11 protein-coding genes are annotated in these 16,778 nt (G+C 64.5%); 5 read left to right on the top strand and 6 right to left on the bottom strand.

Annotation, left to right across the window (positions count from 1 at the left end; genetic code table 11):
* Nucleotides 1-153 precede the first annotated feature (153 nt).
* A complete protein-coding gene (locus tag ACN9MX_RS17105; RefSeq protein ID WP_363829751.1) occupies nucleotides 154-3,099 on the bottom strand; it encodes a TonB-dependent receptor plug domain-containing protein in 2,946 nt (981 codons plus the stop codon).
* 291 nt (nucleotides 3,100-3,390) lie between these two features.
* On the opposite strand from ACN9MX_RS17105, the gene ACN9MX_RS17100 reads away from it, so the two are divergent.
* Nucleotides 3,391-4,635, top strand: a complete 1,245-nt coding sequence (locus tag ACN9MX_RS17100) for an MFS transporter (protein WP_363829749.1) — start codon at nucleotides 3,391-3,393, stop codon at nucleotides 4,633-4,635.
* Nucleotides 4,632-6,266, top strand: a complete 1,635-nt coding sequence (locus ACN9MX_RS17095) for a glycoside hydrolase family 43 protein (protein ID WP_363829746.1) — start codon at nucleotides 4,632-4,634, stop codon at nucleotides 6,264-6,266. The genes ACN9MX_RS17100 and ACN9MX_RS17095 overlap by 4 nt, the downstream gene beginning before the upstream one ends.
* Here ACN9MX_RS17095 and ACN9MX_RS17090 read toward each other — a convergent pair.
* The gene (locus tag ACN9MX_RS17090) at nucleotides 6,230-7,273 is read right to left on the bottom strand and encodes a LacI family DNA-binding transcriptional regulator (RefSeq protein ID WP_363829744.1); all 1,044 of its coding nucleotides are present in this window, start codon (nucleotides 7,271-7,273) and stop codon (nucleotides 6,230-6,232) included. The genes ACN9MX_RS17095 and ACN9MX_RS17090 overlap by 37 nt on opposite strands.
* Before the next feature lie 223 nt (nucleotides 7,274-7,496).
* On the opposite strand from ACN9MX_RS17090, the gene ACN9MX_RS17085 reads away from it, so the two are divergent.
* The 3 genes from ACN9MX_RS17085 to ACN9MX_RS17075 all read left to right on the top strand — a co-directional run bounded on the left by ACN9MX_RS17085 (nucleotide 7,497) and on the right by ACN9MX_RS17075 (nucleotide 11,820).
* Nucleotides 7,497-8,489 carry a glycoside hydrolase family 43 protein gene (locus ACN9MX_RS17085; protein ID WP_363829742.1) on the top strand — a complete coding sequence of 331 codons (993 nt, stop codon included), beginning with the start codon at nucleotides 7,497-7,499 and terminating at the stop codon, nucleotides 8,487-8,489.
* Nucleotides 8,490-8,635: 146 nt separating this feature from the next.
* Entirely contained in the window at nucleotides 8,636-10,249 is a 1,614-nt protein-coding gene (locus tag ACN9MX_RS17080; protein WP_363830441.1) for a glycoside hydrolase family 43 protein, read from the top strand.
* A gap of 11 nt (nucleotides 10,250-10,260) precedes the next feature.
* Nucleotides 10,261-11,820, top strand: coding sequence for a glycoside hydrolase family 43 protein (locus tag ACN9MX_RS17075; RefSeq protein ID WP_363829739.1), 1,560 nt, complete (start codon nucleotides 10,261-10,263; stop codon nucleotides 11,818-11,820).
* Between the two features lie 40 nt (nucleotides 11,821-11,860).
* Here the strand turns inward: ACN9MX_RS17075 and ACN9MX_RS17070 are convergent, their stop codons facing one another.
* From ACN9MX_RS17070 to ACN9MX_RS17055, 4 genes are all read right to left on the bottom strand, one after another.
* Nucleotides 11,861-13,828 carry a sialate O-acetylesterase gene (locus tag ACN9MX_RS17070; protein ID WP_363829737.1) on the bottom strand — a complete coding sequence of 656 codons (1,968 nt, stop codon included), beginning with the start codon at nucleotides 13,826-13,828 and terminating at the stop codon, nucleotides 11,861-11,863.
* Between the two features lie 110 nt (nucleotides 13,829-13,938).
* The gene (locus ACN9MX_RS17065) at nucleotides 13,939-15,009 is read right to left on the bottom strand and encodes an alpha/beta hydrolase (protein WP_363829735.1); all 1,071 of its coding nucleotides are present in this window, start codon (nucleotides 15,007-15,009) and stop codon (nucleotides 13,939-13,941) included.
* A 37-nt stretch (nucleotides 15,010-15,046) separates the two neighbouring features.
* The gene (locus tag ACN9MX_RS17060; protein WP_414714649.1) at nucleotides 15,047-16,021 is read right to left on the bottom strand and encodes a cupin-like domain-containing protein; all 975 of its coding nucleotides are present in this window, start codon (nucleotides 16,019-16,021) and stop codon (nucleotides 15,047-15,049) included.
* 44 nt (nucleotides 16,022-16,065) lie between these two features.
* On the bottom strand, nucleotides 16,066-16,776 hold the full coding sequence (locus ACN9MX_RS17055; RefSeq protein WP_363829731.1) for a SapC family protein: 711 nt from the start codon (nucleotides 16,774-16,776) through the stop codon (nucleotides 16,066-16,068).
* Between the last annotated feature and the right edge of the window lie 2 nt (nucleotides 16,777-16,778).

Here is a 16,778-nt window from a genome sequence, read left to right as displayed (position 1 = left end):
AGGAGAGGCCTAAGGCAGGGCGGGGGAGGGGGAAACCGCCGCTGCCATGGTCCGGACAAGGCCCGGACACAAACCTCTCCCCAGTTCAGCGTCATGCCGTCTGGCGCGCTTCGTCGCGCACGGCATGGTCTTTTCGTGCTGCCTGGAAATCGCCTAGAAGCGGAAACGTACGCCCGCCCGATACATGCGCCCGACCACATCGTAGAGCGCGGGATTGACGAAGAATGGGGATTTGGCCGGGTCACGATCGAACAGATTGTCGACCTTGAAATAGGCCGTCACCTGCGGCGTGACATTATAGGTGCCACCAATGTCCATGTAGAAGGCGCCGGGCATGAAGTTCTGGTCGATGGTCGGATGATTGTTGGTGGATGCGGGGCAGGTGCCCGGTTGGCAAACCACATATTGATGGCCCAGCACACCATCGCTGAACCAGCGTTCCTGGACCATGAACGAGAATTTCTCATTCTCGTAGCTCTGGATCGCCAGGAATTTCCAGTCGGGCGTGTTGCCGGTATTGACGCCCGCGCTGTCGACCGGGATCGTACCGATCAGGCCGGAGTCCGTCACGAACTTGCGGACATGCGTCGCCAGGCCGCGCAGCGTGAGGGTGCCCGGCAGTCCCAGAGGCTGGCGCCACTGGTAGCTCGCCTCTATGTCGAACCCGCTGGTGTCGATCGACGCCAGGTTGAACGCCTGTACGTTGATGAAGTTCGGCCCCTGCTGGTTGTTCAGATTGAACGCGCTGCAGGTTTCGGGACGGACATTCTGGAAGCAGAGGTTGACGATGTCGCCCGCGCCCAGGCTGGAGATGACGTCCTTGATCTTGATCTTGTAATAATCGACGGAGACGCTGAGGCCCGGCAGCCATGATGCACCGGAAAAGGCGATGCCCGCCGTCGTGTTGCGCGCGGTTTCCGGACGCAGGTTGGGGTTGCCGATGCTGTTCTGGATCGCCAGCACGTTGACGCCCCGGAACGGGTCGAAGAAATTGGGCAATGTCGTGGTGACGGGCGCGGCGAACAGTTCCGATAGGTTGGGCGCGCGAACGTCCTTGGACGTCACGCCCCGCAGGCGGAAGCCCTCTACCGGCAAGTTCCAGGTGCCGCCGACCTTCCACGCCCAGATGGTGCCGGACGTGCTGTAGTCGGTCACGCGCGCCGCGCCGTTGATATTGGCGCGACCAAGCGCGTCGCTGTTGATGACCGGTAGGTCGGCTTCGAAAAAGGCTTCCTTCACGCCATAGGCGCCGCCGCCGCTCTTGTAATTGCCGGCATACCAGTTGTTGCCTCCCGGCAGCAGCGTAGGATCGAACGGGTAATCGGGTTCGTTCGGCTGGAAATTGGTGCCGACGCCATAGGGATCGGCCCTCACGCGATAGAATTCGTGGCGATATTCGCCGCCGAACGCGATCGACAGCGGCCCGGCCCACAGTTCCACCGGCGAGCCGGAGATGTTGATGCTGACCACGTCCTGCGTCTGGCGGGTCCGCTGATAGGGTCCGTTCTCCGGCATGATATAGGCAAGGGCCCCCGCCGACGGGTTGCCGCCGAAGATGTTGAGCGGCTGGCATCCGTTCGCCCGCGCCGCCGCGCTGGCGCACACCACCGCGCCGTTCAGCGTGGTCGCGTTGATCGCGTCGTTGAAACGGTTGGTGAGCAGGATGTTCGAGACATCGACGTCGGTATAGTTCGTGCCGTGCTCATAATAATTGTCGTAGGACCATTCGGTGCCGAGGAAGTCGAACTGACCCTTGGCGCCGATCACCGCGCGATATTGGCGGCGGTCGGTGTTGACCTGCGTATTGCCGAGCGAGGCGTTGCTGGTGCCGTAGCCGAAGCTGGTGATGCCCGCAGTGGCACATGCAGCGGCGATCGACGCGGGTACGAACGGGTTGGAACATTGAATGGTCAGGCCCGGACGGTTCATGCCGCCCACCGGCTGGTTCTGCGTCTTCACCTGACCGAAGTTGAAGGTGAAGTAGAGTTCGTTTTTATCAGCAAAGTCAAAGCCGAGACGGGTATAAGTGTTGATCCGTTCTATCGACGACTGGAGCGAACGGCCCGCGTCGACATTGCCCGACAGGTCTCCGCCAAGACAGAATCCGGGGAAGCAACCGCGCACGTTGGTCGTGCCGTCCCGCGCGGGAACCCCGTTCGATCCATAGTTGAACTGGAACGGGCTTCCGTTCTGGTCGAACGCCGTGCCCTGCAGCGGACCGGAAGTGATGAGGCCATATTTGGTGTAATTATAGGCCTGCGCATAATCGCGCAGCACATAGCGCGGCGATCCGTCATTGGTGATGCCGCGGTCGATCAGGCTGGTCTGCTTGAACCAGTCGCGGCCGCCAGCCAGGCCGATGCCCCATTCGCCACCCCCTACGCCATCTTCATTGGCATATTCGCCGCTGACCACCAGATGCGCGCGATCGTCCAGGAAGCTGGTGCCGGCCGCAAGCTGGACCAGCACCTGTTGATTGTCGTCATATTTGCTGATGCCACCCTGGATATTGCCCTTCAGCCCCTTGAAACGGGTGTCGGTGATGAAGTTGACGACGCCGCCCACGGCATCCGACCCGTAGGACGCGGACGCGCCGCCGTTCACCACGTCCACTCGCTGGATCAGCAATTGCGGAAACAGGCTGACATCGGGAACACCGGTTACGTTCGCGCCGACAACCCGCTGGCCATCGATCAGCGTCAGGGTACGGATCGCGCCCACGCCACGCAGCGAGAAGGAACTGAGGCCCTGTTGGCCGCTTGACGTGCTGAAAGTGTTGACCGTGGTGCCGCTCGACCCCTGGAGGGACGGCAACTGGGCGATGGTGGTGAAGATGTTCGGCTGCGCATTGGCCTGGATCGAGCCTTCGTCGATCACGGTCGTGGGCGTCGGCGCGGTATAGCCGCTGGCCTTGATGCGTGATCCGGTCACGACGATGTCCGACGTGCTGGCACGCTCTTCACCGCCTTGAGGCGCCGAATCCTGGGCCGTCGCCTGCGCGAAAGCGGGCGCATGGACAAGGCCGACGCTGAGCGCCGCCATGCTTGCCACTGCGCAACCCGCGCGCATCAGGCTATGCTTGAACTGGAAATCCGACATCCTGCTCTCCCCAATATTATGATGCTTTGCATCTGGATGCGGGGCAGCCGCCCCGACGCCACACCTTTTCCGTCTGACGATAACAATGAATCGACGGTTTTTTAGTTAGCGCTAACAATCCCTATTGATTGGAGCGGGATTATTGTCAATACTCCTACAAGATTATTGGGAGGGGACGTTGCTTTCGAACCACAAATGCCCACATCGCGCGATGTGGCCAGACGATGGCCGTCCGGCTCTCCACGCCCGAAAACAGCGGCGGTTCCATGCTTCGCGGGAGAGCGGGGCGCCATGCTGACCCTGGCCGGCAAGTTCCGCTGGACGATCATCGGCCTGTTTGTGGGCGCGATGGTCATCAACTATCTCTCGCGCTCCGTGCTCGGCGTCGCCGCGCCCGTGATCCTGGCCGAGCAGAAGATCAGCAACATCGAATATGGCTGGATCACCGGCGCCTTCCAATTGGGCGTGATGCTCCAGCCGGCCGCCGGCTATTTCCTCGACAGCGTGGGGCTGCGCGTGGGCTTTGCCCTGTGCGTCGCGCTCTGGTCGCTCATCACCATGGCGCATGGCCTGGTGAATGGCTGGTTCGGTTTCGCCGCGCTACGCGGACTGCTGGGCCTTGCGGAAGGATCGGCCCAGCCGGCCGGCCAGAAGCTGGTGGCGGAATGGTTCCCGTCCAGGGAACGCGGCGCCGCGGGTGGCATCTACAATATCGGTGCTTCCTTCGGCGCGGTCTTCGCTCCGCCGCTCGTTGCCTGGGCCGTAATGGTGCATAGCTGGCGGCTGGCCTTCGTCGTCGCGGGCGGCATCGGCCTTATCTGGTCGGTCCTCTGGTTCCTCAATTACAACAGCCCGGCGCGGCATCGCCGCCTGGGCCAGGCGGAACGCGACTATATATTGAACAACCAGGAAGTGCGCCTGGCCGCTCGCGCGGAACGGCCCTCGGTGCTGGCCCTCGCGCGGCGGCGCGACCTCTGGGGCATAGCGCTCCCCCGCCTGCTCGCCGATCCGGTCTGGGGCATGCTCTCCTTCTGGATGCCGCTCTATCTGGCCCGCGTGCGCGGCTTCGATCTGGGGCAGATCGCGCTGTTCGCCTGGCTTCCCTTCCTGGCCGCGGACCTTGGATGCCTGTTCGGCCCGGCCGTCGTCGCCTTTCTCCAGCGCAGGGGGATCGACCTTATCGATGCGCGCCGCGCGGCCTTTACGCTGGGCGCCGTGCTGATGACCGGCATGGCCTTTGTCGGCCTTGCCACCAATCCCTATGCCGCGATCGCTCTGCTTTGCCTGGGCGGCTTTGCCCATCAGACCCTGTCTGTGACGGTCATCACCATGGCGTCCGACCTGTTCGCCAAAAATGAGGTGGCGACCGCCGCCGGCATGGCGGGCCTGGCGGGTAATCTGGGCGTGCTGATCTTTTCCCTCTCTCTGGGGCAGATGGTCGACCGGGTCGGCTATGAACCCTTCTTCATCCTTCTCGGCGTGCTCGACCTGGTCGGCGCCGCCCTTTTGTGGACGCTGGTGCGCAAACCTCGATGACAAACATTTCCAACCCGATTTTGCGGGGTTTCAATCCTGATCCGTCGATCGTGTGCGTGGGCGACGATTTCTACATCGCGACATCCACCTTCGAATGGTATCCGGGGGTGCAGATCCACCACAGCCGCGATCTGGTGAACTGGCGGCTCGTCGCCCGCCCGCTCGATCACGCCGCGCAACTCGACATGCGCGGCGATCCCGACGGCTGCGGCGTTTGGGCTCCGGATCTCAGCCATGCGGACGGCCGCTTCTGGCTGGTCTACACCGACGTCAAGCGGTACGGGGCCACCACGGTCCAGGGAGCGAAGGGCATGTCGCTGCGCGACTTCCCCAATTATCTCGTCACCTGCGAGACGGTCGATGGTCAATGGTCGGACGCGGCGCACCTCAACAGCAGCGGTTTCGACCCGGCGCTGTTCCATGACGATGACGGGCGCAGCTGGATGCTCAACATGCTGTGGGACCACCGCCCCGGCCATGGCCGGTTCGCCGGAATCCAGGCGCAGGAGCTGGACCGCGCGACGCAGAAACTGGTCGGCGAACCGACGCTGATCTTCAAGGGTACGGAGCGCGGCTTTACCGAAGGGCCGCATATCTACAAGCGGGGCGGCTTCTATCATCTGCTTGTCGCCGAAGGGGGCACTGGCTGGGACCATGCCGTCGTCATGGCCCGCTCGCGCGACCTGCTCGGTCCCTATGACGTGCATCCGGATGGAGCCGTGCTGACCAGCGCGGGTCGCAGGGATGCGCCCATCACCCGTGCCGGCCATGGCGATCTGGTGGAACTGGCGGACGGCAGCCCCTGGCTCGCCTATCTATGCGGCCGGCCATTGCCGGGACGCGAACGCTGCATCATGGGGCGTGAGACCGCGATACAGCCGATGCGATGGGGCGAGGACGGGTGGCTGCGCACCATTGCGGGCGACGCGCAGCCCGACGAAACGCCGCCGGCGCCGGATCTGCCGCCCGCCCCATGGGATATCGAGGCCTGGGACGGCCGCTTTGACCTTCCCCATCTGCCAAAGGATCTGCAATGGCTGCGCAGCCCCGCCCCGGAACGGCTGTTCAGCTTGACCGCGCGGCCCGGCTTCCTGCGGCTTTACGGCCGCGAAACCGTTGGCAGCCTGTTCGAACAGGCGCTGGTGGCCCGGCGGCAAACCGCCTTCCGCTTTACCGCGACGACCACACTCTCCTTCGAACCTCAGGGGTTCCAGCAGGCGGCGGGCCTGATCCATTATTATAACAGCACCAAATTCTACTATCTGTGCGTCAGCGCGGAGGGAGGCCGGCGGCAGCTTCAGCTTCTTTCCGCGTCACCGGAAAATCCGGAGGGCAACAGATTCGACATCGCCGTTGATCGGCTGCCCGACGGCGCGATCGATCTGCGCGCCGATGTGGATGGCGACCGGCTGACCTTCGCCTGGCGGGTCAATGGAGAGGTGGGGTGGCATATCCTTCCGGATGTCCATGACGCCAGCATCCTGTCAGATGAAGTCACCCATCCCGGACTGCCGAATTTCACCGGCACCTTCATCGGCATGGCCTGTCAGGATCTGTCGGGGCAGGCCCATCCAGCGGATTTCGCCAACTTCGTCTATGTGGAGGAAGAATTCGGCGCTCCGGTGGACTGACGCTCCACGATCCGATGCTCCAAAATCCTCTCACGTGGAACGCGGGAACGACGGGGCCCCGCCGCGATTTCCGCGACCAGCAGGCTCAGAGCCTCCGCCGCCAATGCGCGCACCGGCTGGTGCACGGTCGTCAGCGGCGGCCACAGCGTCTGGGCGGCGGTCGTATCGTCGAACCCCACGACGGTCAGTTCCGCCGGAACGTCGAGATGGCGGCGGTGCGCCACGGATACCACGGCGGCCGCCATGTCGTCATTGCTAGCGAAGATCGCCGTGGGCGGTTTGTCCGCGCCCAACAACTGCTCCGCCGCGGCGAGGCCGGACATATAGGTGAAATCGCCCTGGGCGACCTGCACCTCCACCCCGCCCCGCTCCCGAACGGCGGCGTAGAAACCGGCCATGCGTTCGGCGCTCGCCGCCTGATCGGGATTGCCAAGGATGAACCCGAGACGGCGATGCCCCTTGTCCAGCAGCAGCCCGGTCATCTGATAGGCGGCCGCCCGATCGTCGATCCGCACGCAAATCGTCTCTGGCGACTGATAGGCGCCCACCGCCGCCATGACGCAATCCCTGTTCCGCAGGACGCGGAGCAACTCCGGCGCTTCGCCCAACGGGGGCGCGAGCAGCACGCCGCTGATCCCCGAATCGATCCAGTCCTCCAGCACCGCGCCGGACGGAGCCCGACCCCCTTCCCCCTTGAGCAGCACCAGCCGCGCGCTGCGGGCGGACGCCTCCTCGAATACCCCGGTCAGGAATTCGCTCATGAACGCGGCGCTGGGATTGGAGTAGATGACGCCGATCCTCAGTTCGCTGGACGTCACCAGGCTGCGGGCCGCGACGTTCGGGGTGTAGGAAAGCGCCTTGATCGCTTCTTCCACCACGGCGCGTGCCTGGGCGCTGACGCCCGCGCGCCCGTTGATGACGCGCGACACCGTCATGGACGACACGCCTGCCCGCGCCGCCACATCGACGATCGTCGCCCCGCGCGCCGGACGCTCCGGTCTCGCCATGTCCACCCCCAAGTCTTCGCCAAACCCGCAAATGATCTAAGCCAAGGATCGCCTTCGGCAAAGGGGCAAAGAGGCAGGTGCAGGCACGGTTGGCGTCGTCGCTGGGTAGCGCGGCCGCGCTGCCGGGTGGCGAAGCCGCGCAACGCCATTGCAAGCACGCGTCATGGCCTGGTGCGCGGGCGCCATATCATTTCAAACTCATCATCATAAGGACTTTCCTCCCATGCGCCGATCGCTGTTCCCCTTCCTTGCCCTTGCCGCCATGGCCGCGCCCGCTTTGTCGCAGGACGCGGCGCCCGGGAGCAATCCCATCATCCGCGACAAGTTCACCGCCGATCCCGCGCCCATGGTCGATGGCGAACGCCTCTACCTCTATGTCGGCCATGACGAGGCACAGCGGGACGAGATGTTCAACATGAAGGAATGGCTGGTCTATTCCACCACCGACATGCGCCACTGGACCGACCATGGGCCGATCATGAAGGTGTCCGACTTCAAATGGGCGAAGAAGGATGCCTGGGCGGCGCAGGCGATCAGGAAGAACGGCCGGTACTGGTTCTACGCCGCTGTCGAGCATGATCAGACCCATCCGGGCAAGGCGATCGCCGTCGCGGTATCGGACAAACCGACGGGCCCGTTCGTCGACGCCAAGGGTTCGGCGCTCATCACCAACCAGATGACGCCCAAGGGCACGCATAGTTGGGAAGACATCGATCCTACAGTCTTCACGGACGATGATGGCACGACCTGGATCGCCTGGGGCAATCGTCAGGCCTATATCGCAAAGTTGAAGTCCAACATGATCGAGTTGGACGGGTCGATCCGCGAAATCACGCCGCCCCATTTCGAGGAAGGCCCCTGGCTGCACAAGCGCGGCAAATTCTATTATCTGACCTATGCTTCCCTCGACCGGGCGACGCACCGGGACGAGCGCATCTCCTATGCGACGGCAACGTCCCTTGACGGTCCATGGACCTATCGCGGCGAACTCACCGGATCGGGCAAGTACAGCTTCACCATCCATCCGGGGATCGCGCAATATAAGGGCGACTGGTATATTTTCCTGCACAACGCCTCGCTCGCGATCGGGGATCTCAACGGCGCCATCGGTCGCCGGGCCGTCACCGTGGAGCGGCTGGAATATAATCCCGACGGCACCCTGAAGCCGGTGGTGCAGACGGAGGCCGGCATCACGGCACCCCGCGCGCAGAACTGAGCATCCCGCTCGACACATGGTGATGGTAGCGTTATCAATACAGGACGCCGCGGGATGGTCGGCACTTCGAGGAGAGATTGATCGTGACGCACCGGACCCTGCGCCTTCTGCCCCTTTCCTCCGCGCTGCTGTACGTTGCGCTGGCCATGCCGGGCGCCGCCGCCGCCGCGCCCGCCCGCTTCGATCGCTTTGCCTATGAGGGAACATCGATCGAGAAGATCGCGGTCAAGCCCGGTGAGTATCGCAACCCGATCCTGACCGGCTATTATCCCGACCCATCGGTCATGCGGGTGGGCGACAACTATTATCTCGTCAACTCCTCCTTCGCCCATTATCCCGGCCTGCCGATCTTCAGGTCGAAAGATCTCGTCAACTGGACGCAAATCGGCAACGCCATCGATCGGCCGGAACAGCTCGACTTCAACGGCCGCCGCATTTCGCAGGCGGTATTCGCACCAGCCATAAGCTGGCACGACGGCACCTTCTACATCGTCAACACTTGCGTCGAATGCAGGGGCAATTTCATCATCACGGCGAAAGACCCCGCGGGCCCATGGTCCAACCCCATATGGCTGCCGTTCGAGGGAATAGACCCGTCCCTCTACTGGGAAGGGGACAAGGCCTGGATCGTCAACAACCGCGCCCCCGACGAGTCGCCTCGCTATGATGGCCATCGCGCCATCTGGATCCAGGAATATGACTGGCGCGCGGGCAAGATGGTGGGGGAAAGCACGCAGCTCATCAATGGCGGCGTCGACATCAGCCGGAAGCCGGTCTGGATCGAAGGGCCGCACATCTTCAGGAAGGACGGCTATTATTATCTGACCGCAGCCGAAGGCGGCACCAGCGTCAACCATTCGCAGGTCGTGTTCCGATCCAAGGAGCTGCGCGGCCCCTACACCGCCTATGAGGGCAATCCGATCCTCACCCAGCGCGATCTAGCCCCCGACCGCCCGGACATGATCGCGGCGGCCGGCCATGCGCAGCTGGTCGAAACGCAAAAGGGCGACTGGTGGGCGACCTTCCTTGCCGTGCGCCCCTATGATGCCGCCGATCACTATAATATCGGGCGCGAAACCTTCCTGCTGCCGGTGACATGGAAGGACGGCTGGCCGACCATCCTGCCCCGCGGTCAGGCTATCCCACATGCAGGGAAAATCCCCGACCTGCCGCCGCAGCCCAGACCGGCAATCCCGCCGAGCGGCGACTTCTCCTATGTCGAGGAATTCGACGGCGCGCATCTCCCCATGCAGTGGATCGGCATCCGCACCCCGCACGCACCCTTCTACCGGCTGAGCGGCGGCGCGCTGGAACTGGAGAGCGGGTCGCCGATCGGCGACCTCAACGGCGTCCCCGCTTTCATCGGGCGACGGCAGCAGCATGCCAATGCCACCTTTTCCACCACCCTGCGCTACACGCCGGTCAAGGACAGCGATCGCGCCGGGCTCGCCGCCGTGCAGAGCGATCGCAGCAACCTTTTCTTCGGCCTGACCCGCCTGGCCGGGAAGCCGGTCGTTGCACTCTACACCCGCGATGCGGCCGACGCAGACACGCTGGTCGCCGCCGCGCCAGTCTCCACGAGCAGCCCCCTGACACTCACGATCCGCATCACGGGCGGAACGATGGCGTTCGACTATGGCGTCGGCGGCAAGACCCGGACGCTGAAGCAGGGGGTCGACGCCACGCTGCTCAGCACGAAGAAGGCCGGTGGCTTCGTCGGAACGATCGTCGGCCCCTATCACTACACGCCCGCCTCATGAGGAAGCGCACCATGCTCCGCCCCGTTGCCGTCGCATTGGCCGCCAGCCTCGCCGCCGCCGCGCCCGCGCAGGTGTGGCGCGCCGACCAGGGCGACGGCACCTATCGCAATCCCGTCCTCTTCGCCGACTATCCCGATCCCGACATCATCCGCGTCGGCGAGGATTTCTATTTCGTCTCGACGACCTTCGCCAATTCCCCGGGCGTCACGATCCTGCATTCGAAGGATCTGGTGAACTGGCGCATCGTCAGCCATGTCGTCGACCGGCTCGACGGCGACCCGCGCTATGACCTGAAGGATGGCGGGGACTATCGCCACGGTTTCTACGCCGCCAGCCTGCGTCGCCACAATGACATGTTCTACGTCGCGGTGACGCCCGTCGGGCACCGGACGCGCATCTATCGCTCGGCGTCCATCACCGGCCCCTGGACTTACAGGGAACTGGACCGCGAGGCCTTCGACCCTGCGCTGTTCATCGATGCGGACGGAACCGCCTATCTCGGCACCTCGATCGGCACTGACGGCACGGTGACGTTGCTGACCCTCAACAAGGACTTGAGCGCCGTCACCGCCGCGAAGGTCACCTATTACAACAAGGGCGCGGAAGGATCGAAGATCATCCGCCATAATGGCTGGTACTATCTGTTCAATGCCATTCCCGGCAAGCTGGCGATGACCGTCTCACGATCCCGCAGCCTCTGGGGACCATGGGAGACAAAGCGCTCCATCGACGACAGGACAGGCGGCCATCAGGGCGCGATCGTCGATATGCCTGACGGCAGCTGGTACGGCTTCGTCATGGTGGACGCGGGCGCGATCGGCCGCATGACCAACATCAGCCCGATCTTCTGGAAGGATGACTGGCCCTGGTGGGGCACCCCCGACCGGCCCGACCAGGTGCCCGAACGATCGCCCAAGCCGATCAAGGGCCGGGGCTTCGCCGAACCAGCCTCTTCGGACGATTTCTCGTCACGCGTGCTTGGCCTGCAATGGCAGTGGAACCATAATCCCGACGACCGCAAATGGTCGCTGACGGCGCGTCCTGGCTATCTGCGCCTTCACGCCACGCAGGCCGACGGCATCTGGACCGCGCGCAACACGCTGACTGAGAAGGCGCAGGGGCCAAGGATGCGCGCCGTGGCGAAGATCGACACCGCCGGCATGCGGCCGGGCGATGTTTGCGGCCTTGGCAGCTTCGGCAAATATAGCGCCCAGCTTTCGGTTGTCGGCGGCGCCAGGGGCAGGCGGTCGCTTCGCATGATGCTGACCGAGAGCATGAAGGACGGGCCCAGGACGGAGGTGCGCGTCCCCGCCCTGTCCATCCCCGGCCGCACGCTCTGGCTGCGCATCGACATGGATTTCGACAGCAGCCGGGGGCGCGTCGCCTACAGCCTCGATAACCGGAAATGGGCAGAGGCGGGCGGAGCCTTCCCGCTCGCCTTCGACTGGCGCACCGGCACGTTCCAGGGGCAGCAGATCGCGCTTTCCTGCTACAATCCCGCGCCGGCGGGCGGTTATCTCGACATTGACAGCTTCACCCTCATGCCGCTTCCGCAGGGTGCGCGGCCATGAGCTCCATCCGCCGCGCTGTAGCGCTGATCCTCTCCGCCCGTCACCGCGTGAAGGGCAATTCGAACGATCCGACCGGCAGCGGCGCTTCATCATAGAGGTTGACGACCGGCGATTCCGCCCAAGCATAGCGCACACGCGTCGCCGGCAGGCCATCGCCCGCCAGCATGACGCGTGCCCCCTCGACCCGGCCGGGTACGAACCGGCAGCTTCCCGCCTGCGTACCGCATAGTTCGAAGCCGATTGCCTGGCTCGCGCTGCGCAAGCGCAGCATTCCGGTCAGCCCGGTGAATTCGACCGCCGCGCCGCCGTCAGCGGTGGCCGTCACCCGCGCCGCCTGCGGCCCGATGCGCGACACCGGCTCGCCATAGGCGACGGCCCGCATCGCGCGGGCCAGGCGGCGACCGACCTCCTGCTTCTCGCCCGGATGGATATCGAACGGGTCGCCCAGATCGATGGCGGTGGCGAGGCCGCCATGCGCATCCCGCGCCATCGCCTGATATTGCACCTGCCGCATCGCCGCCCATCCGCTTTCGCCCGGCTGGGTCACCGGCCGGCCGTAAGCGGCAAGCTGGACAGCGACGAAGGCAAGGTCCGGCGCGCCAAACTGCCGCCGCCAATCCTCCATCATCGCTTTCATGCGGTCGGCATAGCCCGGCAGGTCGACATCCGATTCGCCCTGGTACCACGCGACGCCCTTCAGCCCGATGGAACCCAGCGGCGCGATCATGCCGTTATAAAGCGTGCCGGAGCCGGTCGTATCGCCCCATGGAACGCGCGGGGCGCCCGCAGGCGAAATCGCCGGCACCGCATAGCGCCAACCCTGGCCCAGCGGCAGTTCCACGCCCTGCCCAAGCCCCAGTTTCATGACCTCCGCCGGGCCCGACAGCCCGCCATTGGCGTAATTGTCCTGCACATTGACGATCAGCACATTGCGCCCCGGCTTCAACATGCCGGGCGGCACGTCGAACATGCTGGGCTGCCAGCTTCGCGCGCTCATCGCCACTGGCTTGCCATTGATCCACACGCGCCCGACATCGTCCAGCAGACCCAGGGACAGCGTGGCCGCCTGCCTCGCCTGCGTCGCCGTCAGATCGATTTCACGGCGGAACCAGATCATGCCATTATAATCCGCCAGCATGGGAACACCCCATTCTTCCCAGGGGCCTATGCGAGGCACGTCCTGCCACGCAAGGCTGCTGTCCGGCTGCCAGGGTTCCTTGCCGGGGGTGTCGCCGGTTTCCTTGCGCCACCATTTTTCCCATTCGGCGCTCGCCGCCCGTTCTGCCGCGAAGGGGTCCCGCCCATGCAGCGACACGAGCGCAGATTGCGCCGCCTGGCCAATGGCCGCCTGCGCCCGCGCGCCCATCCACGGGCTGATCCGCGATCCGCCCCAGCTGCTGGCGATGGCGCCGACCGGCACCCCTGCCGACGCCCCTGTCATCTTCCGCAATTCCCGCGCCATATAATAGCAGGCCGCCGAAAAATCAGCGACGCTGTCGGGCCCGGCCGGGCGCCAGGACGGCGCCTGCGGGAAGTCGCGCAATGGCACGTCCGCGACCGCGCGCGGCACCAGCATCAACCGCAACTGGGCGTCGGCAGAAGCGCGAATCTGGCCAACCGCATCCTGCGCGTTGCGGACCTCCAGCTCCATGTTCGACTGGCCTGAACAGAGGAAGACATCGCCCACCATCACGTCCTGCGCGACGATGCTGCCCGAAGCGGCGCGCGCCTCCAGCACCACCGGGCCAGCGGTGGCGAGGGAACCGAAGGACGCCGCGAAACGCCCTTCCCTGTCGGCGCGGACCTGACGAACCTGATCCGATAGCGTGACCGCGATGGTTTCGCCGGGATCGGATCGGCCCGTAACCGTCACCGGATGGTCACGCTGGATCACCGCATGATCGCCAAACATCGGATCGAAGCGCGGCGCTGCCAATGCCGGAACCGCACCCAGCGCTGCCACTATGGCAGTCAGGCCGGAATAGCGGATGATGTGGCGGGAAAACATGGGCCGTTGCTCCTCCCTCTGGCATGGCCCTGTGCCGGGCCGTTGCGCGCCGGGATAATCCACTTTCCTCCGGCGGCAACCGTTTTTGTTATCGCTACCCAAAGCCTGTTCTATTTCGTCGCTCCGAAATCAAGATGGGTGGAGAAGAAGGGGAGCACATCGTCCTGAAAGCGCTGCGTGATCCTGTTGCCATGGTCGCCGTCATAGATCTGGAAGCTGTTGGCAATGCCGTAGCGGTCGAGCGCTTCATGCAGCGTCTGCGTATCATCCTTCAGGCTATCCTTGTCCCCCACGTCGATGGCGATGGCCCGGTAGCGGTGCAGATTGCCGACATATTGGTCGACAAAGGCAAGCGGCGCGTTGGCCGCCCAGCGAGCCAGGACCTGCGGCTGCATCTGGCCGTCCTTGATCGGCAGGTCCAGATAGAGTGGCGGATTTTTGGGGTTGGGAGACCAGGCGGCAGCAGCCGCGAGTTGCGCCCGGAGGAAGAAAGGCAGGCCAGCCGAATCGGCGGGGGCCTTCAGCGCCTCCAGCGTCTTCATCGCTGCCGCGTCCATCTGCCCGGCGGGGCGCGCCGACATGCAACAGGGGCTCATGATGTAAAGGGCGCCGAACATGTCCGCATGCTTCATGCCGATGCGGCTGGCGCCATAGCCGCCCATGCTGTGCCCCATCAGGCCGCGACTTTCCCGCCGGGCGATCGTGCGATAATGGGCGTCGATATAGCGGATCAGGTCACGCGCGATGAAGGTTTCGAAGTCGCCCGTGGTCACCGAAGATGAATACATCGACCCGTTATGCGCAGTCTTCGAATCGGGAAAAACGACGATCATCTCCCTGGCGCCCTTCGCAAAGGCATTTTGCGCAGTCGTCGGGACATTGAGATCCTTCGTCCATTGTTCAGCGCTCAGGGTATAACCATGCAGCGCATAGATAACGGGATAGCGCCTGGCCGGTTCGCGGCCATAGCTGGGCGGCAACAGGACCAGGACATCGCGATCGGCGGCGTCTCCTTCCAGATTGCCCTGGATGGTCGGCGCATGCACCTTGATGCGCTCGATGGTCGCGGCTTTCGCGCCTGCTGCGGCCGCGGGTCCGTCCGTCGCCGGCTGCGCCTTGCCGGGCGCGACGCCCATCGCCAGTGCCGATCCGATCAACGCCGCCATGATCCTGTTCTTCATATCGTCCCCTCTTCTTCCTTTGATTTGTCGTTCCGGCTTAGCCGCCGCGCAGCAGGCGCATGACCAATGTTCGGATGCGGCCGTAATTGCCCTGCGCCAGCGGACCCAGGACGCCATGCCGTTCATCCGGCAGATGCGCCAGCGGATGCCCGTTCGGGCGAAAGACATAATGGTCGAAATAGGCCCGCCACGCGGCGCGTTCAGGCGCGGGCCGCTCGGCAATTGCGATCATCGCGAGCAGCATCGCCGTATAGGGCGCGTCAGGCCCTGCCGCGAACCCATCCCACCAATAATTGGCGAGGATGTTGACGTTATCCATGGCCTCGACCTGATGCCACCAGAGCTTGGGCAGGTAGAGAGCGTCCCCCGGAAGGAGGTCGACCACCAGCGCCCTTGCCTGCGCGGCAGCGAAACGGGGATAGGTCGTCGCCGCATCGGCTTTGCCCGCCGCCATGGAAACGGGCTGACCGGACAGCGTATGATCCACCGGCCCGACATAAAGATCACCGATCGCATCCGGCGGATAGAGGGTGAAGCGCCGTCGCCCCGCCACCACGCAGGCGAGATTGTCATAACCGTCATAATGACAGGCAATCGTCGATCGATTGCCGATCCACAGGCGCGGATGGACCCCTGCACTCACCAGTCCGCAGGGATTTTCCTCCGCGAAACCGGGAAAATAGGCATCCGCCGGCAGCGACCCCAGATAGGCGGTTTCCGCGCCGCTCTCCGCATTGGCTGCGATCCGGCCCAGCGCGTCGCCGACGCTGGCCGTTTCCCGCCTGAAATTATAGCCGCCCGGCCCCGTGCCATAATGATAACGTCCACTCAGCTCGGCGCCGGCAGTGAAATATTCCGCGCTCAGTCCGGCCGCGAAACGGGCGATGTGCGACAGTGCCGACGCTGCGCTTTGCCTGCCTGCCGCCACCGCCGGCCAGTCGCTGAACCCCTGCCGGATCACTGCGGGCCGGCACAGTGCGGCGAGCGAGCGCAGGTCATCCGCGGTCGCCATGTCCGCTGCCGCAAGCTCCACCATTGGCCCGGAGCCGCCCATGGTCAGGCCGGCACCGCCAGCCGTTCATTGCGCCGGCGCGCCATCAGCGCGATATGCCGGAGCGAGCCGGTCATTGCATAAGCGCTTTGCATATGGCCAGAGCGGAACAGCCTGAGCACCGTCGCGTCGTCCAGATCGCCGAGCGCGTCGAGGCTGATGGTATAGAGGCCGTCGAGTCGCAGCCGATCCCCGTCGTCGAAGCTGAGCGAGATGTCGATCGGCTCTATCAGCCGATGCTCCAGCATGGCCGCGATGAAGGCATCGGTCGCCTCGGCCCCCGCCATAAGGCGCCCCAGCGCGTTCTGAACAGCCTTGAGCGATGCCGTCGGCGCGCCCTGCGCGTCGAACAGCGATTCGCCGTCCCACTCGCCAAAACGGCTGTGCGCCGCGTCGAAGGCGATACTCTCCCCCATCGCGAAGAAGCCTGCGCGATCCGCCTCCAGCGGCCGGAACGCCGGGCGCCCGTCCGGCGAATCGATCAGGCATTCTCCCTTCCTGAAACCCATGAGCGCGCCGACATAGAATGCGCCGGTATCCGCATGCTTGGAAAAAAGCAGCGGACAGGCAATGGCGGCGGCCGGAAATTCGCTGATCACGATACGGACGAAGGGATCAACCTCCCTATATGCCGGTCGCATCCGCAAGGCCGCGTGACGCGCGCTGTTCAGCAGTTCCACCTTCTCCATATCCTCACCCTCCCGATTCGCCGCCATTC

This window comes from Sphingobium sp. R-21 (genome assembly GCF_049913335.1).
Taxonomy (GTDB): domain Bacteria; phylum Pseudomonadota; class Alphaproteobacteria; order Sphingomonadales; family Sphingomonadaceae; genus Sphingobium.
The sequence above is the reverse complement of the archived record's forward strand: the minus strand, read 5'-3'. Positions and strand labels throughout refer to the sequence as shown.

What these genes read in the sequence shown, in the direction of transcription:
- ACN9MX_RS17105 (WP_363829751.1), bottom strand. Translation starts at nt 3,099, where the DNA reads ATGTCGGATTTCCAGTTCAAGCATAGCCTGATGCGCGCGGGTTGCGCA.
- ACN9MX_RS17100 (WP_363829749.1), top strand. Translation starts at nt 3,391, where the DNA reads ATGCTGACCCTGGCCGGCAAGTTCCGCTGGACGATCATCGGCCTGTTT.
- ACN9MX_RS17095 (WP_363829746.1), top strand. Translation starts at nt 4,632, where the DNA reads ATGACAAACATTTCCAACCCGATTTTGCGGGGTTTCAATCCTGATCCG.
- ACN9MX_RS17090 (WP_363829744.1), bottom strand. Translation starts at nt 7,273, where the DNA reads ATGGCGAGACCGGAGCGTCCGGCGCGCGGGGCGACGATCGTCGATGTG.
- ACN9MX_RS17085 (WP_363829742.1), top strand. Translation starts at nt 7,497, where the DNA reads ATGCGCCGATCGCTGTTCCCCTTCCTTGCCCTTGCCGCCATGGCCGCG.
- ACN9MX_RS17080 (WP_363830441.1), top strand. Translation starts at nt 8,636, where the DNA reads ATGCCGGGCGCCGCCGCCGCCGCGCCCGCCCGCTTCGATCGCTTTGCC.
- ACN9MX_RS17075 (WP_363829739.1), top strand. Translation starts at nt 10,261, where the DNA reads ATGCTCCGCCCCGTTGCCGTCGCATTGGCCGCCAGCCTCGCCGCCGCC.
- ACN9MX_RS17070 (WP_363829737.1), bottom strand. Translation starts at nt 13,828, where the DNA reads ATGTTTTCCCGCCACATCATCCGCTATTCCGGCCTGACTGCCATAGTG.
- ACN9MX_RS17065 (WP_363829735.1), bottom strand. Translation starts at nt 15,009, where the DNA reads ATGAAGAACAGGATCATGGCGGCGTTGATCGGATCGGCACTGGCGATG.
- ACN9MX_RS17060 (WP_414714649.1), bottom strand. Translation starts at nt 16,021, where the DNA reads ATGGCGACCGCGGATGACCTGCGCTCGCTCGCCGCACTGTGCCGGCCC.
- ACN9MX_RS17055 (WP_363829731.1), bottom strand. Translation starts at nt 16,776, where the DNA reads ATGGCGGCGAATCGGGAGGGTGAGGATATGGAGAAGGTGGAACTGCTG.